Origin of the sequence: Cohnella panacarvi Gsoil 349, from assembly GCF_000515335.1 — a bacterium.
Taxonomy (GTDB): domain Bacteria; phylum Bacillota; class Bacilli; order Paenibacillales; family Paenibacillaceae; genus Cohnella; species Cohnella panacarvi.
Genome location: NZ_KI911563.1, coordinates 2,551,475 through 2,577,163, shown reverse-complemented (window position 1 = coordinate 2,577,163; position 25,689 = coordinate 2,551,475). Strand labels below are relative to the sequence as shown.

The 25,689-nt window shown below is 53.6% G+C and carries 29 protein-coding genes and 1 pseudogene; 18 read left to right on the top strand and 12 right to left on the bottom strand.

All coding sequences use genetic code 11. From position 1 onward, the window contains the following. Nucleotides 1-80 precede the first annotated feature (80 nt). The 3 genes from COHPA_RS0112420 to COHPA_RS25590 form a co-directional block, all read right to left on the bottom strand. Nucleotides 81-779 carry a hypothetical protein gene (locus COHPA_RS0112420; RefSeq protein ID WP_027086483.1) on the bottom strand — a complete coding sequence of 233 codons (699 nt, stop codon included), beginning with the start codon at nucleotides 777-779 and terminating at the stop codon, nucleotides 81-83. Between the two features lie 153 nt (nucleotides 780-932). Beyond that, nucleotides 933-1,091 (bottom strand): hypothetical protein, encoded by a 159-nt coding sequence (locus tag COHPA_RS25595; protein ID WP_156926653.1) that lies wholly within the window; start codon nucleotides 1,089-1,091, stop codon nucleotides 933-935. A 116-nt stretch (nucleotides 1,092-1,207) separates the two neighbouring features. Next, the gene (locus COHPA_RS25590; RefSeq protein ID WP_027086482.1) at nucleotides 1,208-3,961 is read right to left on the bottom strand and encodes a hypothetical protein; all 2,754 of its coding nucleotides are present in this window, start codon (nucleotides 3,959-3,961) and stop codon (nucleotides 1,208-1,210) included. A gap of 266 nt (nucleotides 3,962-4,227) precedes the next feature. Here COHPA_RS25590 and COHPA_RS0112405 point away from each other — a divergent pair, with 266 nt between their 5' ends. From COHPA_RS0112405 to COHPA_RS0112375, 6 genes and pseudogenes are all read left to right on the top strand, one after another. Then, the gene (locus COHPA_RS0112405) at nucleotides 4,228-5,235 is read left to right on the top strand and encodes a cell wall hydrolase (protein WP_027086481.1); all 1,008 of its coding nucleotides are present in this window, start codon (nucleotides 4,228-4,230) and stop codon (nucleotides 5,233-5,235) included. Nucleotides 5,236-5,780: 545 nt separating this feature from the next. Then, a pseudogene (locus tag COHPA_RS0112400) lies at nucleotides 5,781-5,954 on the top strand (small acid-soluble spore protein H); the annotation flags it as partial. A 128-nt stretch (nucleotides 5,955-6,082) separates the two neighbouring features. Beyond that, on the top strand, nucleotides 6,083-8,365 hold the full coding sequence (locus tag COHPA_RS0112395; protein WP_027086479.1) for an ATP-dependent DNA helicase: 2,283 nt from the start codon (nucleotides 6,083-6,085) through the stop codon (nucleotides 8,363-8,365). Between the two features lie 98 nt (nucleotides 8,366-8,463). Next, a complete protein-coding gene (locus COHPA_RS0112390; RefSeq protein WP_027086478.1) occupies nucleotides 8,464-8,877 on the top strand; it encodes a MarR family winged helix-turn-helix transcriptional regulator in 414 nt (137 codons plus the stop codon). Between the two features lie 146 nt (nucleotides 8,878-9,023). After that, a complete protein-coding gene (locus COHPA_RS0112380; RefSeq protein ID WP_027086477.1) occupies nucleotides 9,024-9,395 on the top strand; it encodes a VOC family protein in 372 nt (123 codons plus the stop codon). An 8-nt stretch (nucleotides 9,396-9,403) separates the two neighbouring features. Then, complete coding sequence (locus COHPA_RS0112375; RefSeq protein WP_027086476.1) at nucleotides 9,404-9,688, top strand: hypothetical protein; 285 nt, start codon at nucleotides 9,404-9,406, stop codon at nucleotides 9,686-9,688. A gap of 90 nt (nucleotides 9,689-9,778) precedes the next feature. Here the strand turns inward: COHPA_RS0112375 and COHPA_RS0112370 are convergent, their stop codons facing one another. From COHPA_RS0112370 to COHPA_RS0112360, 3 genes are read right to left on the bottom strand one after another with little or no spacing between them, the layout of a single operon-like run. Continuing rightward, the gene (locus COHPA_RS0112370) at nucleotides 9,779-10,522 is read right to left on the bottom strand and encodes an amino acid ABC transporter ATP-binding protein (RefSeq protein WP_027086475.1); all 744 of its coding nucleotides are present in this window, start codon (nucleotides 10,520-10,522) and stop codon (nucleotides 9,779-9,781) included. Between the two features lie 13 nt (nucleotides 10,523-10,535). Continuing rightward, the gene (locus COHPA_RS0112365; RefSeq protein WP_027086474.1) at nucleotides 10,536-11,204 is read right to left on the bottom strand and encodes an amino acid ABC transporter permease; all 669 of its coding nucleotides are present in this window, start codon (nucleotides 11,202-11,204) and stop codon (nucleotides 10,536-10,538) included. 25 nt (nucleotides 11,205-11,229) lie between these two features. Further along, complete coding sequence (locus COHPA_RS0112360) at nucleotides 11,230-12,072, bottom strand: amino acid ABC transporter substrate-binding protein (RefSeq protein WP_027086473.1); 843 nt, start codon at nucleotides 12,070-12,072, stop codon at nucleotides 11,230-11,232. Nucleotides 12,073-12,243: 171 nt separating this feature from the next. Between COHPA_RS0112360 and COHPA_RS0112355 the strand changes: the two genes are divergently transcribed. Continuing rightward, entirely contained in the window at nucleotides 12,244-12,885 is a 642-nt protein-coding gene (locus COHPA_RS0112355) for a hypothetical protein (protein WP_027086472.1), read from the top strand. Between the two features lie 71 nt (nucleotides 12,886-12,956). Here the strand turns inward: COHPA_RS0112355 and COHPA_RS0112350 are convergent, their stop codons facing one another. From COHPA_RS0112350 to COHPA_RS0112340, 3 genes are all read right to left on the bottom strand, one after another. Then, nucleotides 12,957-13,397: a globin domain-containing protein gene (locus COHPA_RS0112350; protein WP_027086471.1), complete on the bottom strand. Its 441-nt coding sequence runs from the start codon at nucleotides 13,395-13,397 to the stop codon at nucleotides 12,957-12,959. 81 nt (nucleotides 13,398-13,478) lie between these two features. After that, a complete protein-coding gene (locus tag COHPA_RS0112345) occupies nucleotides 13,479-13,760 on the bottom strand; it encodes a LysR substrate-binding domain-containing protein (protein WP_084760620.1) in 282 nt (93 codons plus the stop codon). Between the two features lie 82 nt (nucleotides 13,761-13,842). Further along, the gene (locus COHPA_RS0112340) at nucleotides 13,843-14,193 is read right to left on the bottom strand and encodes a hypothetical protein (protein ID WP_027086469.1); all 351 of its coding nucleotides are present in this window, start codon (nucleotides 14,191-14,193) and stop codon (nucleotides 13,843-13,845) included. A 468-nt stretch (nucleotides 14,194-14,661) separates the two neighbouring features. Here COHPA_RS0112340 and COHPA_RS0112330 point away from each other — a divergent pair, with 468 nt between their 5' ends. The 8 genes from COHPA_RS0112330 (at nucleotide 14,662) to COHPA_RS0112295 (ending at nucleotide 21,016) form a co-directional block, all read left to right on the top strand. Continuing rightward, nucleotides 14,662-15,087: a VOC family protein gene (locus COHPA_RS0112330; RefSeq protein WP_035119463.1), complete on the top strand. Its 426-nt coding sequence runs from the start codon at nucleotides 14,662-14,664 to the stop codon at nucleotides 15,085-15,087. Nucleotides 15,088-15,092: 5 nt separating this feature from the next. Continuing rightward, nucleotides 15,093-15,839, top strand: a complete 747-nt coding sequence (locus COHPA_RS0112325; RefSeq protein WP_027086466.1) for a sigma-70 family RNA polymerase sigma factor — start codon at nucleotides 15,093-15,095, stop codon at nucleotides 15,837-15,839. Between the two features lie 64 nt (nucleotides 15,840-15,903). Next, a complete protein-coding gene (locus tag COHPA_RS0112320) occupies nucleotides 15,904-16,332 on the top strand; it encodes a DinB family protein (RefSeq protein ID WP_027086465.1) in 429 nt (142 codons plus the stop codon). Between the two features lie 133 nt (nucleotides 16,333-16,465). Continuing rightward, complete coding sequence (locus tag COHPA_RS26475; protein WP_425393706.1) at nucleotides 16,466-16,585, top strand: hypothetical protein; 120 nt, start codon at nucleotides 16,466-16,468, stop codon at nucleotides 16,583-16,585. A gap of 935 nt (nucleotides 16,586-17,520) precedes the next feature. Next, nucleotides 17,521-18,720, top strand: a complete 1,200-nt coding sequence (locus COHPA_RS0112310; RefSeq protein ID WP_051421840.1) for an MFS transporter — start codon at nucleotides 17,521-17,523, stop codon at nucleotides 18,718-18,720. A 377-nt stretch (nucleotides 18,721-19,097) separates the two neighbouring features. Beyond that, the gene (locus COHPA_RS0112305; RefSeq protein WP_027086463.1) at nucleotides 19,098-19,895 is read left to right on the top strand and encodes an NlpC/P60 family protein; all 798 of its coding nucleotides are present in this window, start codon (nucleotides 19,098-19,100) and stop codon (nucleotides 19,893-19,895) included. A gap of 130 nt (nucleotides 19,896-20,025) precedes the next feature. After that, the gene (locus COHPA_RS0112300; RefSeq protein ID WP_027086462.1) at nucleotides 20,026-20,457 is read left to right on the top strand and encodes a pentapeptide repeat-containing protein; all 432 of its coding nucleotides are present in this window, start codon (nucleotides 20,026-20,028) and stop codon (nucleotides 20,455-20,457) included. A gap of 82 nt (nucleotides 20,458-20,539) precedes the next feature. Further along, nucleotides 20,540-21,016, top strand: a complete 477-nt coding sequence (locus tag COHPA_RS0112295) for a small multi-drug export protein (protein WP_035120744.1) — start codon at nucleotides 20,540-20,542, stop codon at nucleotides 21,014-21,016. A gap of 33 nt (nucleotides 21,017-21,049) precedes the next feature. Here COHPA_RS0112295 and COHPA_RS0112290 read toward each other — a convergent pair whose 3' ends face one another. After that, on the bottom strand, nucleotides 21,050-21,328 hold the full coding sequence (locus tag COHPA_RS0112290; RefSeq protein WP_027086460.1) for an alpha/beta-type small acid-soluble spore protein: 279 nt from the start codon (nucleotides 21,326-21,328) through the stop codon (nucleotides 21,050-21,052). 210 nt (nucleotides 21,329-21,538) lie between these two features. Here COHPA_RS0112290 and COHPA_RS0112285 point away from each other — a divergent pair, with 210 nt between their 5' ends. Both COHPA_RS0112285 and COHPA_RS0112280 read left to right on the top strand, forming a co-directional pair. Then, a complete protein-coding gene (locus COHPA_RS0112285; protein ID WP_027086459.1) occupies nucleotides 21,539-22,321 on the top strand; it encodes an alpha/beta hydrolase in 783 nt (260 codons plus the stop codon). Between the two features lie 88 nt (nucleotides 22,322-22,409). After that, entirely contained in the window at nucleotides 22,410-22,703 is a 294-nt protein-coding gene (locus tag COHPA_RS0112280) for a hypothetical protein (RefSeq protein WP_035119460.1), read from the top strand. 351 nt (nucleotides 22,704-23,054) lie between these two features. Here COHPA_RS0112280 and COHPA_RS0112275 read toward each other — a convergent pair whose 3' ends face one another. Continuing rightward, nucleotides 23,055-23,918 carry an IS3 family transposase gene (locus tag COHPA_RS0112275; protein ID WP_245590327.1) on the bottom strand — a complete coding sequence of 288 codons (864 nt, stop codon included), beginning with the start codon at nucleotides 23,916-23,918 and terminating at the stop codon, nucleotides 23,055-23,057. A gap of 11 nt (nucleotides 23,919-23,929) precedes the next feature. Next, complete coding sequence (locus COHPA_RS0112270; protein ID WP_027085160.1) at nucleotides 23,930-24,265, bottom strand: transposase; 336 nt, start codon at nucleotides 24,263-24,265, stop codon at nucleotides 23,930-23,932. A 408-nt stretch (nucleotides 24,266-24,673) separates the two neighbouring features. Between COHPA_RS0112270 and COHPA_RS0112265 the strand changes: the two genes are divergently transcribed. Then, entirely contained in the window at nucleotides 24,674-25,684 is a 1,011-nt protein-coding gene (locus COHPA_RS0112265) for an ABC transporter substrate-binding protein (protein WP_027086457.1), read from the top strand. The last annotated feature ends 5 nt before the right edge of the window (nucleotides 25,685-25,689 follow it).

Sequence of the window (25,689 nt, the reverse complement as noted above, 5' to 3'; positions counted from 1 at the left end):
GGTCCTCCTTGTCGTCGATTTCTATCGTAGTTGTAATTGTAAACGGTTACGGCGAGAGGGATAAGGTTTCAATTTTCGCATTAGGGTATCCATTTTTCGGATTTCGGGGGGGCGGAATCTATCGCGGGACACGTCCTGAGGAGCGCCGCAGTAACGTTGTGAGGCAACGCTAATCCGACTCGGTCCCTCAGGAGCGCCGCAGTAACGTTGTGAGGCAACGCTAATCCGACTCGGTCCCTCAGGAGCGCCGCAGTAACGTTGTGAGGCAACGCTAATCCGACTCGGTCCCTGAGGAGCGCCGCAGTAACGTTGTGAGGCAACGCTAATCCGACTCGGTCCCTCAGGAGCGCCGCAGTAACGTTGTGAGGCAACGCTAATTCGACTCGGTCCCTGAGGAACGCCGCAGTAACGTTGTGAGGCAACGCTAATCCGACTCGGTCCCTGAGGAGCGCCGCAGTAACGTTGTGAGGCAACGCTAATCCGACTCGGTCCCTGAGGAGCGCCGCAGTAACGTTGTGCGGCAACGCTAACCCGACTCGGTCCCTCAGGAGCGCCGCAGTAACGTTGTGCGGCAACGCTAATCCGTCTCGGTCCCTCAGGAGCGCCGCAGTAACGTTGTGAGGCAACGCTAATCCGACTCGGTCCCTGAGGAGCGCCGCAGTAACGTTGTGCGGCAACGCTAATCCGACTCGGTCCCTCAGGAGCGCCGCAGTAACGTTGTGAGGCAACGCTAATCCGACTCGGTCCCTGAGGAGCGCCGCAGTAACGTTGTGCGGCAACGCTAATCCGACTCGGATTCAGGTGCTTCAAGGCTAGTCCTCGCCCACAATGTTAAAGAAGGTGCATTGACCAAAAATGAGAACTGGCGGCACAGGGATTAAAAGCCCCTGTAGCCGCCAGTTCTACGAACTGATTGATTGTCTTCTAATAGATTAGATCGCGTAGCCTTCTTTCAGACCGGTATCCGGCTTCCGTTGCATGACGCGGTCGAGAATGAGCTTCTCGTAGCAGGCGAAGCCGCTGTCTTTGTCGCGCGGCCTTGCGAGCTCGACGTCGACGTCGATTGCGATCCTGCCTTGCTCTACGAGCACGGCTCGATCGGGTAATTATTCCTATCAGCCAACTATGAATTAATTGCGATGCGATGAATACGCAAAAGTCGGAATGGAGCAGCAGTGCTCCATCCCGACTAGTTGGCGTTGACTCTTTATTGCGCGGATACGCGCTTGATGTTGCTGATCGTTACCGATGCGCCTGACGGCCAGCCGTAACCGGTCAGGATGCCGATCTGGCTAATATTCGTCCCAAGGTTGCCGGCGATTCTCGAGAGGTCGAGCGAGATCGTCTGCGTCTGACCGAGTTGAAGCTTATCCGTACCTACCCAGTGTTGGGCGTCTTTGCTGCCGTTAAAGTAGAACAGCAGCGTCGTCGGATTCGTATTCGCGGCCGTGCCTTCGACGTGCACGTCCAGTACGATGCGATCTTCGGCCTTCCAGTTGTCCAGCGAGATACCGGAGGAGAGCTTCAGTTGCTTCGGAACAGCCCAAGCGTTAGGGAATTGCGAGAATTTGTACCCCGTCACTCCGCCGACTTGTACAGTTTCGGCCGTGCCTGCACCGGTATCCGTGAATGTTCCGGAAGTTAAAGGCAATGGTGTTGGTATACTTATTGGCAATGGTGTTGGTTCTGGTGTTGGTTCTGGTGTTGGTTCTGGTGTTGGTTCTGGTGTTGGTTCTGGTGTTGGTTCAGGTGTTGGTTCTGGTGTTGGCTGAGCGCCTGAATCGACAAAATGCACATTGCTCAGTTCAACGCTGGCGTTGGTCGGCCACCCGTATCCGGTGAAAACGCCGATATGCGTAATATTGCTGCCCAAATTGTTCTTAATAGCGGACAAATCGAGTGTTACGGTATTCTTCGTGCCGAAAGCCAGCGAACCCGTGCCAACCCAATGCTGATCGTCCTTCGCGTCGTTAAAGTAGAACAGCAGCGTCGTAGGTACGGAGGGGGAGGGCGCTTCCGTTCCGTCAACCTTCACGTCCAATTGCAGACGATTGTCTCCGGTGATCGGAATAGGGTTTACGAATGCCATTTGTCTTGGTGTCGACCAAGCATTTGCGAAATTCGACCATTTGATCGTATCGCCGCCGGAAATTTCCGCATTGCCATTACCTTTGGTGAACCAGAATTCCTGAGACGAACCGAAGAACGAGTCGACCGTTTGCAGCACGATGGGTTCCGGTTGTTCAGGGTTCGTATTGCCGTTGTTATTCTGGACAGGATCCTCTTCCGGTGCCCTAGCTAATTCCTCTGGCCTATTTTCAGGAGTATAGGCAAGCGGCGTTGCAAGCAATGGTTGCGATATCGCCACTTCCTTAGTGACAAAGTAGTTAGGTTCATCCGTGTATTCTTGAACGGCGTCGCCATACTCGAATGCGCCGAAATCGATTGGCGTATCGCCTTGCGGACGAACATTGCCGAACGTTTCGCCTAAGGTTGGCTTAGACAGTACCGTATAATTAAGCTGATTTCTAACCCGCAACTCTTCGGGCATGAAGTCTAAGTCCACGCCTTGATCGATTGCGCCCGAAGTCGGTTTCAGACGGAAATCGCCGTTCGGAAGATCCACGAATCCGGGATCGTTGTTCGGAATGGTAATCAAATTGTTCGAACCGCCATATGTCCCGAGGTAATACTTGTCAGGGCGAGACAGCAAGGTGCCTGGGCTGACCCAGTTTTTGCCGATGTTGAGATTGCCTCTGGTTCCGGTAAGCCAGATAGGCACCGGGGTGGCGCCCGGGGTTAGTGCTTCGAAATAGATGATATTATTGATCAAGTTTGCCTGGACTCCTGGTTCGATTTGGGTCAGGACGTGGGTTCTCCACTCCGCGTCGTGGTCGTCCTTGGCTACGAACGTGTTGTTCATGATGTAATATTGCGAACCTGTACGATAATCGCCCAGATCGCCGCCGATATGAATAATCGAACCGGTGTTCGGGCCGTCGGTAAGAACCGTATTGCCGTAAATGAAGGATTCATAGTATCTGGTTTCCTTGCTTAGTTCGGTAAGGCCGTCTTCCCCTTCGACCAGATCCATGGCATGCGCGCCGTTGTGGAACGAGTTGTAGCGAATGATGACTCCGGCCGAACGGTCTTTCAGTTGATTCCCGCCTGAGCCTGGTTTAACGTTGGCGTACCTATTGTATTGGTAGACGATTCCCGACCCGCCTTCGAAGTACGATTGATGCTGTTGGTCGGAGCCGACGATGCCGTTGTCGTGAAGGTAGTTTTTCTCGATGAGGATGTTGCGGGAGACCATCTGTTCTTCGACGTTCGATGCGCCGAACAACCCGTTGGCGTTATCATGGACATCCAATCCGCTCAACTTGACATGCGTTGCGCGTTCGACGAATACGCCTGAAGCGCTTCTTGCGAAATGTCTTTCTTCGCCGGTTCTTACGGTGTAGAAAGTGTTGTCGGGATGCGCACCCGTGATCTCAAGGTTCTCGATGACGATATGGCTGGGTTTGTAACCATAGTCGGCGCCTCTGCGTTGCGCGATAATAACCACGCCCCTTGTAGGCGTACCCCCATAGGCCGGTTCCATACTCGGATGCAACGTTGCGCCGTTGCCGTCCAGCACGGGCAGTTTCCCGTCCGGACCCGGAACGCCTCTGATCGTAATGGGCGCTTGCTCCGTTCCGCTGGTAGAAATCGTAATAATCTCTTTGTAAGGCTGTTTACGCCCGTAAATAAGCACCGTGTCTCCGGGTTTTAGCTGATCGAAAGACACGTCGCTGATTTGCTCGAACGCCTTGCCCGGACCAACCTCGTACACTTTTCCGGCAGCATGCGCCGTATTCGTCGTCCCCGTGAATAGAAACGTCGAGCAGGCTAGCACGAACGCCAAGAATGTAGCTGTAAACCGTGAACTGATGCTTTTCTTTCCGAAAAGCTGTGCCATGGTATCCCTCTCCTCGTCGATCTTTTGTCGAAAATATGGATTATTTTGGTCGTTTCACTAAGGATTATAGCAAAGATTGGCAAAATGGGAAGGTGAATAAAGTAACATTATTTGGACGGGTTTTCCCGGCATCGCTATACCTATGGAGTAGGACTAAAGGTCCTGAAAGGTCGGATTTCTAAATGAAAGTACTCTCATAATCGTTTACAGACCCGGCGCTTTCCATTAATCTTGTAAAAAAACCCGAGATTGCCGAAGGAGCCGACATGAATCTAGATGCTCAGAGGAAGAAACGGATCCACAAGCCTATGCTCATCGCGGTTTGGACGCTTATATTTACGTTAATGATACCGCTTTCAACGGTGGCCGCTAAAGGTAAAGCGGAAGTAGCGGACGACATTAAGATCCAGCAGGACGGTCAAGAGATCAAGTTGGCCGATCCCGCCAGAGTCATAGGGAATAAGCTATACCTGCCGGTCGCGCAAGTCGCCAAGTTGTTCGGGGCGAAAGTCGACTGGGACCCGGACAACGAGGAAGCGACGATCGATACGACGTTCGGAGACAGCATCGTTCTCGGCAACGGCGTTCCGGTCGTCTACTTTAACGACAATCGTTACGTAACGGCAACGTCCCCGTTCGAGATGGACGGACGGATGTACGTGCCTCTGCGCGATGCCGCCGAATGGCTGCATGCGAAGATAGATTGGAACGAGGAAGAGCGGATCGCGGTATTGGAGTCGGTACCGCAGGCCGTCGTCACGGAGGAGCAAGGCTTGGCGGAGATCGGCAAGATAGCCGGCGTCAGCGCAGGCGAGCTTCTGAAACGCAACGGTCTGAAATCCGAAGAAGACGTTAAGCCGAACGCGAAGCTACGCGTCGTCATTCCGTCGATCTTCGAGCACGAAGCCGCGCCGTTCACGGAGAAGGATCTGCAACTGCTCGCCAAGATTACGCAAGTCGAGGCCGGCAACGAGTCCTACGAAAGCCAATTGGCCGTCGCGAACGTCATTCTGAATCGGGTGAAGGATTCCCGGTTCCCGGACACGATTCGGGGCGTCATCTATTCCGGCAAGCAGTTCCCTCCGGCACACAACGGGTTGCTCGATAAGAGCGTTGCGAAGGCGACCGCTCTTCGCGCAGCGAAGGACGCCTTGAACGGCAAGAACAATATCGAGGACGCCGTCTATTTCTATAACCCTAAGGTCACCAAGGGCGCATTCTGGTCCGGCCTTACGGTCGTCGATACCGTCGGATCGCATAGGTACGCGAAGTGATAAGAGAATAAGACGAGGTTGGGAAGATCGCCGCCGGCGGTCATCATCCCAGCCTTTTTTTGTGCGAATTGAAGCCAATAACAGCAAATCGATCGTTACCTCGGCGATGTTCGCACCAGAGAGGGAAATAATAACGAATCGATAGTTAATTGGGCGGTTCGCACCTCACAAGTGAAAAATAACAACAGAACGATAGTTATTAGATCGCTATTGCATCGAAAGTTCACTTTCCACCTCAAGGATCTGCAAATAGTTGTTATTCTAGCGTGTAACGGGATTTTAGAGAAAATAAATGCAAATGGTTGTTGTTTCGCACACCGCTGCACCTTCGCACATGCTCGGTTCATGTACGAGCCCGACTCATACGCAAACCCGACTCATGCTCAAGCCAGGCCATTCGCCGTGGCGCTGATCGGCGGGCCTTATTTTCTCTATTTATTATTAAGGCGATAAATTTTAGCCCGGCAATCGTGCCGTGCATATTAGCCTCCTTCTATGTTCACACTCTTAGGTGATAAATGGAAGCGTGGAAGGAGGCTTGTTACATGAACATTCAACGGGCGCAAGAGATCGCTTCATCGCCGAAGATGGAGCATGTCGAGTACAACGGAGTGCCGATCTACATCCAGAGGGTGGACGCGCAGAACGAGACGGCGAGAATCTATCCGCTGGACCAGCCGGATCAAGAACAAGAGGTTCCCGTGCGCAGTCTGACCGAACCTTCATCGTCCATGGGCATGGAAGTCGACCGGATCGCCTGCCGGATTCAGAACGATACCTAGCTGTACTTAGCGGGGGTTAAGCGCTACAATAGAAGAACAAATGTTCTTCTTGGAGGCTTTAAGCCATGCCGGATGTCGTTAGCCTATCGGTCAGAAGCCTTGTCGAGTACGTCTGCTCCAGCGGGAGCATCGATTCCGGATTTCGGCCTTTAACTACGCTGCTGGACGGAACGAAAGCGCATCAGAAAATTCAGAAGCAGTATGGCGAGTCCGATCAGAAAGAAGTGTACTTAAGCGCGGAGATTCCTTACGGGGATCTCCTCTTTGTCGTGGACGGACGCTGCGACGGACTGCTCGCTGACGCCGAGGGCGGCATCACGATAGAGGAGATCAAGTCGACGGAACGAGAGATCGGGACGATGACGGAAGAGGACGCCCCGGCCGTACATTGGGCGCAGGCCCACATGTACGCTTATATGTACGCCCGCGGCAACGAGGTCGATCGGCTTCGGGTTCGTCTAACGTACGTTCATATCGATACCGAAGAGCAACGCAGTTTCGAGAGAGAGGTTACGTTGGCGCAACTGACGGCATTCGCGGAAGAAACCGTGGCGATGTACGCTCCGTACGCCATGCTGCTCATTCGGAATCGCAAGCTCAGGAACGACAGCGTCGGGGAGCTTCGGTTTCCTTTCGCCGACTATCGCCAAGGACAGAAGAAGCTCGTCGGCTCCGTCTATAAGGCAATCGACGAAGGACGCAAGCTGTTCGCCAAAGCGCCGACGGGGATCGGAAAGACGGTGTCGACGTTGTTCCCGGCGATCAAAGCGATCGGGACGGGCAAGCTCGAGCGTCTGTTTTACCTAACGGCTCGGACGATTACGCGAACGGCCGCGGAAGATGCGCTTGCGCTGATGCAGGAACAAGGGTTGAATCTGCGCTCGGTAACGGTGACGGCGAAGGAGAAGATCTGTTTTCGCGATCAAGTCGAATGCAGACCTGAAGCATGCCCTTACGCTGACGGTTATTACGATCGGATTAACGACGCCATTCTGGATTTGCTCACGCATGAGACGCTCATTCGTCGGGATGTCGTCGAGCGGTACGCTCGAAAGCATACGGTGTGCCCCTTCGAACTGTCGCTCGACGCGGCGTACGGGGCGGATGCCGTCATCTGCGACTACAACTATCTGTTCGACCCTCGGGTTTCGTTGAAGAGACTAACCGGAGAGCGCAAGCAGGGTACCGTTCTGCTTGTCGACGAGGCGCATAATCTCATCGACCGTGCCCGGGAGATGTACTCCGCCGCGCTTACGAAGAGAGATTTTCTCGAGCTGGAGCGGGAATTCAAGGGCGTTAACGATGCCGTGCGTGCAGCCGCAAAGTCGGTTAATAAATGGTTCATCGAGTTAAAGAAACGCATGCCCGGAGAGGCGGACGTATCGAAGGAGCAGCCTGCAGAGGTACTGGAGCTTGTCGAGGCTTTCGTTGCCGCAGCGGAGAAAGCGCTGGCTGGAGGCGCGGCTGCGAGCGAACGTTTACTGGATGTATATTTCGCGGCGCTAAGTTTTCTTCGGATCGGCAAGCTGTACGACGACAGTTACGTGACGTATGCCGAGTCGGATCGGAACGATGTCCGGATGAAAATGTTCTGCATGAACCCGTCCCATCTGCTTAAGCAGACGGGCAAAGGATTTCGCGCCCATGTCTTCTTCTCGGCTACGTTATCTCCGCTGAACTATTACATGGAGATGCTGGGCGCGGGAGAAGAAGATTACTCGGTTACGCTCGGATCGCCGTTCGCGAAGGAGCAATGGGAGGTCGAGATCGTTCCTCTGTCTACCCGTTATGCGGATCGCGAGGCGACGAAGGACCGGTTGTCTTCCAAGCTAAGGGAGACGGTGGACAAGCGTCCCGGCAATTATTTATTCTTCTTCCCGTCGTACGCGTATATGAACGCGGTGTACGAGATTTTTACGGGGAGCGTCGCGGGTGATTCCGAGATCAGGACGTTATTGCAAACGCCGGATATGGCGGAAGAAGAGCGGGAGCGCTTCTTAGAGGCGTTCGTCGCCGGACAGGAAGGGAGCCTTATCGGCTTCGCGGTTATGGGCGGAATCTTCTCGGAAGGCATCGATCTGGTCGGCGACCGGCTGACGGGCGTAGCGGTCATCGGAACGGGAATGCCGAAGCTGGGATTGGAGCCGAATCTGATCAGCGGTTACTTCGCCGGCGAGGGCAAGAACGGGTTCGACTACGCTTACGTGTATCCGGGAATCAACAAGGTGCTTCAGGCAGGCGGCAGGCTTATTCGCTCGGAACAGGATCGCGGCGTGCTCCTCTTGATCGATGACCGCTACTTGGAACCGAGGTATTCGAGGCTGCTGCCGGAGGAATGGCGTAGTTAGGCAAACATTTTATGGGAATATTAGTTGCAATGGCATCCTATATCGCATATACTTCAATTAGTTGCAATAACATCCTATTGTGCGGAGGTGAAGTTTGATTGGAGTCGCACGGCAAGTACATTTCGGCGATTTATCGGCATATGCAGGTTCTGATCGCGGCCGAACTGGCTCCGTATCGGATCGGGAGCGGGCAATACATTTTCCTCATGGCGATCGCAAGCCAGGGAAGAACGACGCAGAAGGAGCTTAGCGAAGAGCTGTTGATCGATAAGACGACGACGGCAAAGGCGATCGCCAAACTCGAGGCGGAGGGCTACGTGAGAAGGGAGCCCGATCCGGAAGATAACCGATACCAACTGCTGCAGTTGACGGAAGCGGGATATAAGGTTGTTCCGGACGTTCAAGCGGCGCTAAACCGAGTGAAGAGGAAAGCCGCCAAAGGGATATCGGACGAGGAGTACGAGTTGTTGCTTGGCCTACTGAAGAAAGTGCTTCGCAACGTGAGCGAATAGGGGGGATTTCCATGAGCGCGAGCAACAAGGATGCGGTCACCGCGGCGCTGTTGTCCTGGCCCGGAGTAACGGTGCAGCCTCATCGATCCGGAGGAAGAGATGCTGCGCATGAAATATGAGCTTAGGAGCAAAGGGAGGATGGTTCCATGATTATAGCTAATCCGTTCGTTATTGTTGACAACTGCAAAGATGAGCTTAACTACTATCAGGAGTTGTTCGGCGGAGAGATTGTCGTGCTAAGGAAGCAGGGGGACGAGGTTCTCAACGCGGAAATTCGGCTGGACGGCAGCAAAATCTCCTTCGCCGACACGCAAGCGGCTAAGCCCACGGCGATAGGCGATTACGTAAGAGTGTTCTTGCGGATCGAGGGGGAACGGGAATTCCGCCGAATCTACGCGGGTTTGGCGGCGAATGGTAGAATTAACACCGAAGTTTATGAGGCGCCTTTCAACGGACTGCTTGCCGTCGTAACGGATCGGAACGGTGTTTGTTGGGTGCTGTCCTATTATCGGAGTTAGTTATCTATTTGAAAGGAACGATAGCCGGCATGCAACGTCTGAAATTCATGGGCAAGATGTTTCTAAGAGAACCGTTATGGTTCAAAATCCTCGCACCCGCGACATTGATCCTTTCGATTCTGCTCGGCAGCGAGTTGTTCTCGGACGAATCGATCTCGCAAAGTCTCGGCAAGCTGACCGCTGCTATTTTCTTTATGATCTTCGGGATTAAAATGCGATACAATCGGCGGGTATCGATCATCTTTTACGCGTTAGCCGCGTTAAGTTTATACTTGGCTTGGGATCGTTACTAGGGAGCATGGCGAGTTATCGCCATGCTTTTTATTTGGCCCGTAGACAGGCAACGCCAATCCTTTCATCCTTGTAGCCGCGGATCGTAAGCCTCAATCCGTCAGCACGCTCAAAAACTGCGCCGCTCGGCTGCTCTTCGGATTGCGGAATACTTCATGCGGGGGGCCTTCCTCGACGATGAGCCCCTCGTCCATCAGGAGGACGTGATCCGCGACTTCTTCCGCGAACTTCATGAGGTGCGTGACGATGACCATCGTCAAGCCTTCGGCGGCCAGCTGTTTCATGACTTTAAGCACTTCCCCGGCGAGCTCGGGATCGAGCGCGGACGTCGGCTCGTCGAATAGCAGCACCTCCGGCTCAAGCGCCATCGCGCGGGCGATCGCCACGCGCTGCTGCTGGCCGCCGGATAGTTTATGCGGATAATAATCGGCTCTGTCGGCCAGCCCTACCTTGCCCAGCAACAGACGCGCCGTCTCCTCCGCCTCGCTCTTCCGCTTCTTCTGCACCGTAACTTGCGCCTCGATCACGTTCCCCAGCGCCGTCATATGCGGGAAGAGATTGAACGACTGGAACACCATTCCCGTCCGTTTGCGCAGACTAAGCACGTCTTGGGGACGAAGCTTGGCGCCGGGCGTGAATGCAAAGGAGACGTTGCCGAGCTCAAGCGTCCCATGGTCCGGCACCTCAAGCAGGTTCAGGCAGCGAAGCAGCGTTGTCTTGCCCGAGCCTGACGGACCGATAATGACGAGCACTTGGCCTGCGGGAAGCGTGAAGTCAACGCCTCTTAGCACCTGCTGCTTGCCGAATGCTTTACGGATGCCGCGTACCCTGATCATGCAAGCGCCCTCCTTAGCTTGCCGAGTAACGTTCCAGATAGCGCTCCGAAACGTTCTGCAGCACCGATAGAACGGTACTGAATAGGAGATAGATGACCGCGACCTCGCAATAGAGCAAGAGCGGCTCGTAGGTTGTCGCGACGATTTGCTGCGCCCGGCGGAACATCTCGGCGAACGTAATGACCGCGGCAAGCGAGGTATCTTTCACGAGGCCGATGAAGGAATTGCCCAGCGGCGGGACGGACACGCGCGCGGCTTGGGGCAGTATGATCCGACGGAGCGCTTGCACCCGAGTCATCCCGAGGGAGTAAGCGGCTTCCCATTGACCTTTCTGAATAGAGACGATAGCCGCTCGAACGATCTCGGAACCGTAAGCGCCAACGCTGAGCGAGAATCCGATAATGGCGGACGGATACGCGTCAAGGGTAAGCCCGACCATCGGCAAGCCGAAAAAGATAATGAACAACTGAACCAGCAACGGCGTGCCCCGAATGATCCATACGTAAAAGCCGGCGACCCACCGCAGCGGCGCCCATGCGTACATGCGGGCCAGCGCCGTCACGATCGCCAGCAGGAGTCCGAGCGCGAACGTGATCAAGCTTAGCGGAATCGTATAAAGGACCCCTGCCTTAAGCAGGGGCCAGAACGAATCGGTAACGATTTGAATTTGGCGATCGCTCATGCCGGTAACATCCTTTGCAACGAACTTATTTGGAGACGTCGGCTCCGAAGTACTTGTCGGATATGCGTAGGTAAGTACCGTCGCTATGCATGTCGGCCAGCACCTTGTTCATGGCCTGCACCAAAGGCTCGTTTCCTTTCAGGAGCATAGCTGCGCTGCGGGAAGCCTCGGAAGTCTCGTCGACGACTTTCAGCGAGATGTCCGGCTTCTGCTTCTTCAAGTCCAAATAAGACAAGTTATCGTTGATGGTTGCCTCCACGCGCCGCGACATGAGCAGGTCGATCGCCTGGTTGAAGCCGTCCACGCTGACGATCTCGGCGCCGTTCGCTCTCGCGATGTCCGCGAGGTTGCTGGTCAGCGATTGCGCGGATTTCTTGCCCTTCAGGTCGGCGAGCTTCTTGATGTCGGTGTTGTCCTCGCGAACGAGCAGCACCGCTTTGGAGACGATGTAGGGCTCCGTAAAGTCGTATTTCTCGAGACGGTCTTCGCGAATCGACACCTCGTTGAAGATCGCATCGAAGCGGTCCGCTTCCAGTCCGGCTATGATTCCGTCCCATTGCGTCTCGATGAACTCCGGTTTCACGCCCAGGCGCTTGCTGATTTCCTCCGCGATCTCCACGTCGAATCCGGTAAGCTTGCCGCTTGCGTCGTGGTAGGTGAAGGGGGCGTACGTTCCTTCGGTGCCGATGCGCAGCTTGCCGCTCGCTTGGACTCGATCCAAGGAGTTCTGTCCAGCGGATGTCGCAGGCGATGAAGCGGCCGGCCGGGAAGGCGAAGGAGACGCTGCGTTATTCGCGTTGTTGCCGCATGCGGACAGGGTCAGCGACGCAAGCACGAGCGTGAAGAAGAGCTGGATGTATTTTCTCATGGCTGGGTCCCCTCTGAGTTCGGAGTGTAGGGCGTTCAAGATATGCTTATTATGGAAACCGGCGTCACGGAAAATACATCGAAATAGGCGCATATGCGGCATTTTTCCTTCATAGCTATAGCTATTGGGCGAAGAGGCTCGTGTAACTAATGAGGGATAAGGTGGGAATGTATGCGTACGAAACGATCGGGAGCCGCGCTGATCATGATGCTGCTCGTTGCTTTCCTCCTATCAAGCTGCGGAGGCTCCAACGAGAAATCGAATCGTACCCCGGCCAACGCGGCAAGCGCGGAAGAGCCGACGGAAGAATCTTCGGAAGAGCCCTCGGGAGAGCCCTCGGGAGAGCCTTCTGAAGTTACATCCGCCGAGCCGTCGAACGAAGCTTCGGCTGAACCCTCGGAAGCTCCGAGCGAACCCGGCTCTGCCGATGAGAACATAGAATTGAATGCGGGAGACGATGACAACGGCGATGTGAGCCTCTCTGTATCCCAGTCGCTGCCCGACGGTTTTCCGAAGGACATTCCGATCATAGACGATTCTAAGACGTTGGCCGCCGTGACGACTTCCGACAATACGACGACCGCCTACAGCGTCTCTTATGAATCGGATAAGAGCTACGATGACGTTATCGCCGCTTATAAATCGTACTTCAAAGAGAAGAAATACGAGAACGCGAGCGAAATGTCGACGGAAGATGCGTTGATTCTGACCGGTACTGCCGGGGACCATTCGGTCTGGATCAGCGTAACGAAGAATAACGACGGGACGGACGGGGTCGGAGTCGCCATCATTTATTCGATTCCCAAGAAATAATGCCTAGACGAAGAGCCTTCGGGTGTAGACCCCGAAGGCTTTTATTGCGGGTATGTCAGTTTCTCAAGTCGTTACTTCAAGTTCGGTTTGCTGTCTCCCTCGACATTAACGAACCGGTTTGCGGCATTGGTTAGCATCTGAAATAACAGCTTTCTAGGTAATCCCGCAAGCCCGATCTCGTCCATCGCTGCATTCATGCAGGCGAGCCATGCGTGAGCGCGTTCCGGCGTGATCGGAAACTGCTCGTGTATGCTGCGCATGTTCCCATAACCGTACTTATCCGTATAAAGCGGAGGTCCTCCCGTAAACTGCGTCAGGAATAAGTATTGCTTCGCTCTGATTTCATCCACGCCGTCCGGAAACAAAGGCCGAAGCGCCGGATGCGCGTATACCTTCGGATAGAAAGCGTACACAAGACGTTCGATCGTCTCCGCGCCTCCGATTTGTTCATAGAGACTGCCCAATTCGCTCCGGTATTTCTCCGCGCTTTGGTATTTCTCCGGATAAGTCATTCGTCGATACCTCCCGAAAACTGAAGTACCCTGATTGTATCAAGGAACATAAGGAGGGTTAGTGATTTCGGTCACTTGGATTCAAGCTTTAGTAAGCGAATTCTCAATGAACGAGCTTGCCTGAGGAGACAACGGGTCATCCGCCCGAACGCATCGGGATACCGGATACACGACCGGCGGAATGTCCGTATCGATTCTGTCCAGCAACCCTGACGTTATATAGTGGCTCACTTCCATGCGGGATGCGATCGTAATGCCAAGTCCTTGTATCGCGGCGCGAATCGTCTCCTGAGGACCGTCCAATTGAACGGCCTGCGGAGGCGGCGGGAACCGCGTCCGAGACGGACCCGGCGGCGACTTCATGAAACAGACGAAGGGCGTGCAAATTCAACGAAAGAACGGAAACGCTTGCCCTACTCCCGTTCTTTCGCCTATTTTCGTTGGATTAAATCGCATTCTTCATTAAGAAAGCTCCGTCGATGATACCGTCTTGAGTTTTCGAATAGAAGACTAAGCTGTAATGCTCCGTTCGATACTCGTAGCTCCACATTTCGCCGAGCAAATAACTTTCGCTGTTATCCTCCGGAGATTGGGCGACGTAGCTTGTCCCCAGCGTAGACTCCACCTGATCCCAATCCGCTTCGCCTAGCGTTAATCCGAATATCTCATAGCCCGCGGAAAAACCAATGATTCCGATCTGTCCGTGGACGAGTCGGTTCGATTCGTCGTAATTCGCGTCCGTGAAGTAGATGACGTTACCATAGTCGAAGTATTGTCCGCCTTCGAAATAATCCATGCTCTCCGGCTCGCCTTTCAGTCGCAGGAGATGCTCGGTGGAATCGCCGACCGCTAGTTCCGTGTCGCTGACTTTACCCTCAGCGACGAATGCAAGGAACGATTCGCCGACTGAACTCGTTTCGTTCTCGGTTGATGCGACAGGCGACTCCGTTGTGTCGGCAGAAGGCTCTGCCGAAGGGACTGGCGATTCTGCGGAGCTAACGGACGATTCTATTGAGGCGGCGGGGGATTCCTTGGAAGGGTCATTCGAATTGTCGTTGGTACATGAGATAAGGAAAATCATACATAGTACGAAATAACAGAATATTGCGCAGCGTTTGATCGCAATTCCCCCTCTATTTTTTATATGACCTTACCATATATCAACTTCATACTAAGGATTCATGAAGGAATTTTAATCCCCCCGTATCTGCGAGGCCGATTTACTCGTTATGATAGAGGAATAGATTCTTATGGAGGGTTACGGATGACAAGGACAATGAGTAAAGTCAGCGGTATTTTCATTCCGGTTACGGACATGCGCAGATCGACGGATTGGTACGTACGCGTCTTCGATCTGGAAGTGATCGACGAGTCCGATTGCTGCACGGGGCTTGCTTTCCCAGGGGAAGCAACGGCGATTAACCTGTGGAAGGTCGACCGGATTCAACCCACGCAGTTCGAAGCGAGCGCGGGCTTCAAGGTTCCTTATTACAACTTCGAATCGTTCGATATCGAATTATCGCATGCCTCGCTTCGGGCCAAGGGCGTCGAGGTTCTGCCGATCGAGGAGGATGCGGGGGGAACTCGGTTCTTCGACTGCTTCGATCCGGACAGGAACGCGCTTGGTCTCGTGGAAGAGCTGCCGAACTCCCCTTATTACGCGCATAAGCAGAAATATAGACGGGACTGACGCTTATGGGGACGACTGTAGAAGGAGAATTCGAACGGCAGACGGCAGCATACCGAACGGAATTGCTCCGATACTGCAAGAGGCTGGCGGGATCGGATTGGGAAGGCGAGGATCTGTTCCAGGAGGTCATGGTGAAGGCGTTCGGAAGATTCCGGCGCTGGCCGGAACGCGAACTGACGAAACCGTATATGTACCGGATCGCGTCGAACGCTTGGTTTGATACGTGCCGCAGGCGCCATATCGCGTTCCATCCGGAGTTAGTCGAGGATTTAGGAGCGATAGCGTATTCCGAATGGAGCCGATACGACGTCCGAGAATCGCTCGAATATCTCATGGATACGCTCGAGCCGAGACAGGCGGTGTTGATTCTGCTGACGGACGTGTTCGGATTTACGCCTACCGAGACGGGGAGCGCGTTGGGTCAGCCGGTGACCGCGGTCAAGGCGGCGCTGCGTAGGGCGCGTACCCGGCTCAAGAAGGCGTCGGACCAAGCGCACTTCAGGCTGGCGGAAGAGGCCGGGAAGCGCGGTACGACGGGCTCGAGAACGAACGCGGAGCTGTTCGAATCGTTCGTAAAGGCGTTCAAGGAAGCGGACACGGACGCGATGTTCCGTTCGTACCGGGATTTATCGGCGCATGGCGTGACCGTGGACCGGATCGCGTTCATTCGCGGACAAGCTTGCTTCTACTTCAAGGACCCGGACGGCAACGTCCTGATGGTCGCAACTCCCTATCAACCACATGGAAAATGATGTATACAAAACATATGTTCGCATATTATAATGGTCCTACAATCTGGAAAAGAGGGATGCGATCATGTCGGAAAGCAAAACCGTAATCGAAAGGTTCAGAACGAATTTCGCATGGACGGAGAAACTAAGTGAGTTGAGTGATATCGTTTGGCTCAAGCCGATCGCGGAGGGGAAAGCCTCGACCGCGGAAATCATCGCCCACTTGATGCGCTGGGACCGTTATTTGATTACCGACGTGATCCCGACCGTGCAGAGCGGCGGCGACATCGCGTTTCCGGATTTCGACGCCTTTAACGCCGAAGCCTATAAATATGCGAAGTCGGGCGTAAGCAAGGGTCAACTGCTGGACGAGCTTCGCGCGACGCGCGAGGAGCTGTGCGAGTTGCTGCTGGCGGCGGACGACGACACGCGCGGCAAAGCGCTTCCGATCATCGTGGATTTCATCGACCACGATAACCACCATAAGAGTCAGATCGAAGGCGCGATACAATAATCGAGGCAGAGAGAGCCGGCATTCTAACCCGCCAACCGAATATCCGTTATCCCCAGTATGTGGATCTTAACGGCCTTCATCGAAGACGATCGATCTGCGGCCTATGGATTCTGGGCGATAGGATAGCTTCTATATTTACATAAGCAACATGCAAGCGTTCCTGATTCCGAAAGCCGACTTCGTTACCGGAAACTCCGAGGACTTGTCTCGGATGCTTGAGGAATTGGCGGGGAAGAAGTATTACAGACGATAGTCGAGGCCGGCCGATCTTAGGATCGGCCGGCTTTATTTACATATCAGAAGTGTGACCGTGAATATGGCCGCACTGCACTGCGACGGGGCGAGTCCCACCCTCTCTGCCAACCAATAGAACCTGCGATAGTACAGTTATTTCATAGAACCGGTAGGGCATTAAATCAATAAATGCAAATGTGCAGGTGATAGCTAGCCGCGTGACTCCATTGAAGGTATGCAGGACTAAAACCTGCAATTTTGCAGGAGGAAGGGTTAAACGAACGATTTGGGGTAGGATTAACAGCAGAATTGCAGGTGCGCAGCGACTCCAGAGGAGGACAAGCGTGCGAACCCCCGGTGCAGCGACTCCAGTGGGGGACAAAGCGTGCGAACCCCCGATGCAGCGACTCCAGTGGGGGACAAAGCGTGCGAACCCCCGGTGCAGCGACTCCAGAGGAGGACAAGCGTGCGAACCCCCGGCGCAGCGACTTAGTAGGAGGACAAGCGCGCGAACCCCCGGTGCAGCGACTCCAGTGGGGGACAAAGCGTGCGAACCCCCGATGCAGCGACTCCAGTGGGGGACAAAGCGTGCGAACCCCCGGTGCAGCGACTCCAGAGGAGGACAAAGCGTGCGAACCCCCGGTGCAGCGACTTAGTAGGGGACAAAGCGTGCGAACCCCCGGTGCAGCGACGGAAGCAGGGGGGCCGTCCATCCTGCTGCGCTCTGGCGCACGCCGCCTGGCCAAAAGCGCACGCCGGGAAAGCCGCAGTGAAAGATTGGCAACGGGACCATAGCGGTTGAGACGAGCACGCCTGATCGATTCGAGTAGGATCGGTTCTTTTTCAAATTGACTTATTCGGCTGCAGAAGCTTATACTCCTCTTTACTATACCGACATCTTAGGAGAACTCGAAGTTGACCAAACATACGGGCAGGTTCAACAAGATTTACGCCATGCAGTTGGCCACTATCTTTATCGGATTCGTCATTTTCGGATTCTCGGAGAATATTAAAGGACCGGCGATCCCGCGCATTCAATTCGACTTTATGCTGAGCGAATCGCAGCTAGGTACCTTGCTTTCCTTGAACGCGTTAGGTTACTTAATCGCCTGTTCCTTCACGGCCTATCTAACCAAGATATGGGGCATCAAATGGGTAACCGTTGTTGCTTTCGCTTCGATGATGGGTTCCGGCATACTTATTTACTTTTCCCACTACTACTCGATGTTCGCGGCATCGTATTTCCTGATGTATATCGGCAACGGGATGCTGGAGATCGGCTTAGCCATTCTAAGCGCTCGTATTTTCGTCAAGAACACCGGGATGATGATGAACCTTACGCATGGCTTCTACGGCCTAAGCTCGACGGTCGCTCCGCTGATTGCAACCGGGCTGATGAAGGTGACGATCGCGGATCATACGCTTGATTGGCGCGGGATGTATATGGCGATGCTCCTGTTATCCGTCATCCCGATTGTCATAGCGATGCGCAGCACCTTCCCGGGGGACGATATTTCCCACGAAGACCGCATCCCGCTTAAGGCGATGCTGAGAGACCGCGTGCTATGGCTGACGGTGCTGGTGCTTACGTTCGGCGTCGTGTCCGAACTGGCGGTCGGGGGGTGGCTCGTTAACTTCCTGGAGAAGGCTTACGATTGGGACACCGTTAATGCATCGGGGATGCTATCCATCTTCTTCTTATGCTTCTCGCTGGCTCGGCTATTGCTTGGCCCGCTGACCGATCGGATCGGCTTCGTGCTCTCTCTCGTTATCTTCTCGGGTTTCTCGGCAATATGTACGTTCGTTGCCGTCTTCGGCGGAGAGAACGCAGCGTTCCTGTTTGCGGCGTCCGGCATTGGCATCGCGATGATCTACCCGACCGTAATGGCGTTCATCGCGAAGAGATATCCGAAAGGCAGCGATACGGTCATCACGTTCACCGTAACGTTGATGGGATTGGGCAGCGTCATCGGCAATTACCTGATCGGGGGAGTCACGGATCTCGTCGAACGCATGGTCGGCGAAGATTCCCCTTCGAGCCTGCTTCGGGGACTTCAAGCCGGTTACGGCTTCATTGGATTGTGCGCGGCATTATGCGCCGGTACCGGGCTTGTTTTATACTTGCACTTGCATAAGCGGAGAGAAGTGATCTAGACGTTAACGGGCCTAGCTATCTCGCGATAACGAATCCGACTTTCGTAATAGTTCTTTAGCCTCTTCGCCACCCTCCGAATTTACTTCTTTTTCAGTATATAAAATGAGAGTTGAAGAATGTATAATCGAGTTGTAATTACCAATATTTGAGATTTAATCGACAAAATCGTAGGCGAATCCATTTGTAACGGAGGTGAATAATTTCAATAGGCTAGGTGCTCTCGGACGATAGGAAAAACAACAGCTACATCGGACGAAATTCATGAGGATCGCTTTGGGTATTCCAATAATGAGCAGGTGGACATTGAGAGGTCGTTCCATGTATCGCCCCGTTTGGACAAATCCATTGTGAATAATTGAAGGGACGTGTAGCTGATATGAGAAACCTATCCAGAACGAAATTGCTGCTGCTCTCGGCGGTCGTTGTGTTCTCGATGCAGCCTGCTACGGTATGGGGCGCCTATGCTAAAACTCCTGAGCAAGCTTTGCTATACTATCAGAATTACTACGACGATTATATGATGGATGAATTACTGCTGGTAGATCAGTATCGTGCGGCGAACGCCGGTATCAAGAATAGCACTGCGGACCGCCTGGTCGAGCGGGCGTTCTGGTATATGGAGAACGGCTATATCGTATACGGAGGCGGTTGGAAGTCTTATCTGAACTACGGCATTGCCGACTGCTCCGAGTTCGTATCCCTTGTTTATGGGGATTTCGGCTATTCGTTAACGGATGTCGCAAGAAACTACGATTCCGTCGGCACCAAGGTTGAGGGCGTCTATTCCACGACAGCCGTATATGCGGACCGCAGAGTCTATAACGCGCTAGCCGGAACGGAGAATCTACGGATCGGCGATATTCTGACCTGGTATAAGACGGATTCATATACCGGCGAGAAATATATATCTCATGTCGCCATTTATATCGGCATCTACAATCGCCAGCCTGCATTCATCGGCACGGTGGATCAGGCGTCCGGCCGTAATCCGACCGCAATCGGCATTATCAACGATCTTCGCTATACTTGGGGAGGCACGCTAAACTCTGTTCGCCGCGTGCTGCCTGACGGCGCCTGGGAAGCGGACGTTCAAGTGACCGGGCATGAGCAACGTCCGCCAATCATTCCATTGACATTTACTCTCCAACCGCAGAAGGAAGTTGTGCTTCCTTAAGCGTATTATGGGCAAGGGGCACGGCGCGTAAAGGCGTCGTGCCCTTTTGCATGCAGCCGCTCACTTATTGCCTGGACAAGCAAATACTGGTAAACTCTAAGAGGTTAACTCTACTGGGGGAGGACGTTCTATGCGCTTGCGAGTAGAAAACGATAGGAAGATTCTAGAGGTCGTTAAATCGAACGTAGACGGATCCAGCATCTCCTGCAGCAATGTCGAAGGCATCAAATTCGATGACGCGAATCTTGCGCGTGCGTCCTTCAACAATGTTAACTTGACCAAAGCGGCGATAACGGGCGCGAACATAAGCGAACTCGTCATCGATCGAGCGCAATGGGGCGGCGCGCGATTGTCCAATATCGGATTCCATAATCCTGCGGACCCTTCTTCCGAGTCTCATCCGGAGTCGGTAACGTTTACGAATTGTTCATTCAAAGGCGGGGTCTTGTCAGGCTGCAACCTTGCCAACGTGAAGTTGGAAGGCTGCGAAATAACCGGACTTACGATCGACGGAGTTAACATCGAGGATCTATTGAAGCGGTATCGCGCGTTGAACGAATAAGAAGTTGCGAAGGGCATGACGCAAAGGTGTTGTGCTCTTTTTCGTACGTGGCCATAGATTGGATAGGAACGGGTGAATGTTCATGGCAGAGTGGTTGAACGGCGTCGACGTCGTTTGGCAGTATTTCATTTTGTTTTTTTTAGCGTTGGCGCCTTGGATCGATGTATTCTTGGTCATCCCGTTAGGCATCGCGGGCGGATTGTCGCCGATCGGCGTCGGTATCATCGGGTTCGCGGGGAATATCTTAACGATACTGCTGCTCTGTCTGTTCTTCCGTCAATTCGACGCTTGGAGAGAGCGGCGCAGAAGGAGAAGAGGCCAAGACCGGCCTTCGAAGAGAACGACGCGGGCCAAATATTTGTGGGAACGTTACGGACTACCGGCACTCGCGATAGTCGCTCCGATTGCGGTAGGCACCGATATTGCGGCGATATTAGCGCTCTCCGTCGGTTCGACGCGAATTCGCGTGTTGGCATGGATGGGGATCAGCCTTGCGTTATGGAGCATCGCGCTGGCGATCGGTTCGGTGTACGGCTTCGAGTACATGGAATGGATTTGAGGACGGTTCAAACGCGCAAGAAAGCTGCTCGGGCTATTTGCCCTTGAGCAGCTTCTCTTGCGCGAGCCGAATCATCTCGCGTACCATCGTCCCGCCGATTTGTCCGCCGACTTGTCCGGCTTCCTCCGTCGTGAGCTTGCCGTTGCTGCCGCCGCGTTCAAGCGGAATGCCCAGCTCCTCGGCGACTTCGTACTTCACGTCGTCGGGATTCGCCGGATCGACGTCGTAGCCTTCTCGGCGCATGACTTCCGCCTTGAAGCTGCGCAAGCCCTGCTCCGCTTCCGGCACGAGCGGTTTTCTTCTTCTTGCCATTGCCTTTCACCTGCTTCCATCGATCATGCTACGCCACTATCGTACCCGTAAATGATCGGCCTATACGGCGATGAAGTTAAATACGCAATCGGTAAATTTCCTGGGGGTGTTAACGTGAGGCTTGGTCTGAAGATAAGGTTCTTATTAGCGATGTTCGCTGTCGTATTGGCATCATGCAGCGGGAACGAAGAAAAGGCGTCATCGCCCGCTATGACGACTGCAGCGGACTTCTCCGCGTCCACCGTGCAGCAGGTCTCATTCCGAAGCGAGGCGCTGGCTCGGGATATGAACCTGAACGTGTATGTTCCGGCGAATTACGATCCGGAGCAACGTTACCCGGTCTTATATCTTATCCATGGGTACGGAGGGGACGAGAAGGCTTGGACCGGCTTAGGCATCGGCAAAACCGCCGACCGCCTTATTGCGGACGGGAAAATTAAGCCGCTGCTTATCGTAATGCCGGCAATGAACAACAGTTACGGGATTAACTCGCCGCAGGGCAAGTACGAGGATTATTTGGCCAAGGACGTCGTGGCTTACGTAGACGCGAATTACAGTACGATTGCCGACCGAAGCGGAAGGTCGATCGGCGGGTTGTCTATGGGCGGATTCATCAGCCTGCATACGGCTTTTCTACACCCGGACCTATTCGGCAAGGTTGGGGGACATAGCCCCGCGATATTCGTCGACGATTGGTCCACGACCGGCGGGGTGAACGGTTTAAAGGCTTTTCTGTATCCGACTGACGAGGTGCGAAGAGAACGCGATCCTCTTCTGCTCGCGGAAGCCTTGGATCTATCGACCCTTGAAGTGTATCTAGATTGCGGCGACCAAGACTATTATAAGTTCTACGACGGGGCGGAAAAGCTCTATCGGTTGCTGCAATCGAAAGGCGTATCGGTACAGTATCATCATAAACCGGGTGAGCATGACGGCGCTTATTGGACTTCGATGGCCGAGGATTACCTGCTGTTTTACGACCGGGCAAGCTGACTATTTTCCAAGCTGAGAGGTACAACCCTGCATCGTTCGACATATGCTGTTATCAAGCTAGATTCCTCCAATAAGGAGGTGATGCAAGGTGACAGGAACATTAACGCATTGGATGGAGGTCGCCATGTGGATCGTGCTTGGCGCCATGGCGGTCGACTTCGTCGCAGGATTATTGAAATCGCTGACAAGCGGCGGCAAAATATCCGTCGAGCCCGTGCTCGGTTATCTGAAGGATATCGTCGCATGCGTGCTCCCGCTCTTTATTCTCGCTGCCATCTCCGCGATGGACGAGACGGGCTGGATCGTGCTGACGGGCTACTATATCGGCGCGTTCGCCGTGCTCGTCAAGTATCTCATGAGCTTGAAGTCCAGATTTAAATAAAGATAACCGCAAAGATGTCATTTATTAGAAATGGTGGCTACGGATCCCTGTGCCGCCTTTTCGCGTTTTTGGTCCATTGCAGCCTTCTGCAGCAAATTGTGGGCAAGTGAGAGCTATCAGACCTCCCGGCTCGCTTTCGGCAAGCCGCGAGCAGAAAACGCCGGAATCTCCCGTTGTTCTTCAATTGCCCAAACACACTCCCCGGCTTGATCATCCATCTGACCGACAGCTCATAGCCTTCCTCGCTACCTCAACTGCACGGAGTACAGTTCGTTATCACCTTATCGTCATTTTTCTACTGAATAACCGCATCGATGGACCTCAGTCAAGAAAGTGGACACCCCGAATTGCTTAACTTACGCGTTTGTAATATAACGCTTCAAATTGCGTAGGCGACATATATCCCAAGGTGCCATGAATTCGTTTGCGGTTGTAAAACAGCTCAATATACTCAAACATTTCTTGTTGCGCCTGCGCTTTAGTATGGAATTTCGTACAGTAAACAAACTCTTTCTTCAGCACACTGTGGAATGATTCAATACAGGCGTTGTCGTAGCAGTTCCCTTTGCGACTCATACTGGCTTTCATTCTGTACTTCTTCAATCGCTTGCGGTATTCGTCTGACGTGTACTGCGATCCGCGGTCGGAGTGATGAATGAGCTTGTGTTTAGGCTTCTGAGCGGCGTATGCGTTGTCTAGCGCTGCAAGCACCAGATCCTCTGTCATGCGGTCTCCAAGCTGCCAGCCCACGATTTTACGAGTGTACAAATCAAGGACGCTGGCGAGATACAGGCGGCCTTCACGGCAGGGAATATAGGTGATGTCGGTTACCCAAACTTTGTTCGGTGCAGTGGTTTTGAAATTCTGCTTGAGCAGGTTTGGTGCAATCGGATTACTGTGATTCGAGTCTGTTGTGCAAACCCGGAACTTCTTGGCGACGCAAGAACGCATCCCATTTTCCTTCATCAGTTTACTGACAAGACGGGTGGAGACTTGCCACCCCTCTTTGCGCAGCGTGTCCGTAATTTTGGGGCTTCCATAACGCTTTTTATTGTCGTGGAATAGCCAAGAGATACGCGCTAGCAGAGCCTTTCTCCGGAGCTGGTACCGATTCAAATTAGCCTTCTCAGAAAGCCACTTGTAGTAGCCGCTCCTTGAAACCTTTAGCACAATGCACATCTTCTCCAATCGAAATTCAGAGCGATGATCTTCGATGAATTGGAACCTTAGTTCCTTTCTTTCCCGAAGATGTGCAGAGCCTTTTTTAAAATAGCAAGCTCCTCTTGCAGGTCAGCATTCAAGGCTTCTTGCTTTTGTTTAGCCAACTCCATCTCTCGCAACTGTTGCTCCAATTGACGGACTTTATCTGGTGAGGCTTGGATCTCTGTCTGCATCTCAGCTTGGATCTCAGTACGGTATTTTTGCTTCCAACCGTGCAATACGCCAGCTGAGATATCCAATTCACCGGCTATCTCCGGCATTGTCTTGGATTGCTCCAAAATGTACTTTACAGTTCTCTTTTTGAACTCCTCTGTGTATCGATTACGTGTTTGCTTTTCCATACAGGACACCTCTTCTCGTTAATGTAATTATCTAGTTACACTTAACGGGTGTCCACTTTATATTCTAGTTCCACGAATACATCTCATTATCGCCGAAACCGTCAGAACTCGCATTTTCTACCCTACTAAATGCACTTCGTACCGTTACAGGTCAAGGAGTATCCCCTCGATTGGAATACCTGCCATTCCTGCAGTTAGTGTCGAGGTTGCGTAACGCCGAACCGATAACCTCCTCCGCACATAGACTAGGCGATAATCCAGCTTAACGCGCGAAATTGGTTATGGCTATTGCACCAAACCGCAACCGGACGGGAATGGAGCATGAAAATCGCGAAATCCCGAACCTGACTGGGCGAACGACCATAGATTGTTATTACACCGGAATACCGACAAGGGAGAGATTAGCCCATGAAACGATGGAGGAAGACCGCATCGCTTGCGCTGACGGCGATCATGATCGTCGTGTTGGCGGCTTGCGGGGGCAACAACGATAACCGATCGGAGCAGACGACCGTGAAGTTCTCCGAGGTCATTCGTTCGATTTTCTACGCGCCGCATTACATCGCCATGTCGCAAGGCTTCTTCGAGGAAGAAGGCATCGCGCTCGATTTGAATACGGCCCAAGGCTCCGACAAAGGCGCGGCAGCCTTGCTCGCGGGAACGGCGGACATCTCGCTCGTCGGTCCGGAGACGGCCATCTACATTCATAATCAGAAAGGCGACAAGACGCTGAAAATCTTCTACCAGTTGACGATGAAGGACGGATCGTTCTTGCTGTCACGCGAACCGGCCGACGACTTCCAGTGGAGCGACTTGGCGGGCAAGACGGTCATCGGCTGGCGTCCGGGCAGCTCGCCGCAGATGGTGCTCAATTCGACGCTGCTCAAGGAAGGCGTCAAAGACGTTAACGTCGTGACGAACATCGCTTCCCCGGCGATCGCGGGAGCGTTCACGAGCGGCCAAGGCGACTACATCCAGCTGTTCGAGCCCGTCGCATCGACGCTGATCCTGGAAGGCAAAGCGTACTACGCGGCTTCCATGGGCGAAGCGTACGGCGATTACCCGGAGACATCGTACGTAGCGACTTCGGATTATATCAAGAATCATCCGGACGTAATTCAGCGGTTCTCCAACGCGGTGGCTAAAGGCGCCGCATGGCTGCAGACGGCATCGGATGACGATATCGCGAAGGCGCTCGCCCCGTTCTTCGAAGGAACGTCCAACGAACTGATCATTCGATCGGTTAATCGGTACAAAGAGCAGGGCACGTGGACGACCGACCCGGTCATGACGAAGGATCAATTCGATTCGCTGCAAGCCGTGCTGATCGAGAACGGCGTTCTGAAGGCGGAAGATAAAGTGAGCGACTTGAACGACGTCGCCGATATGAAATTCGCCGAAAAGATCGACGTGGAGTAATCGGC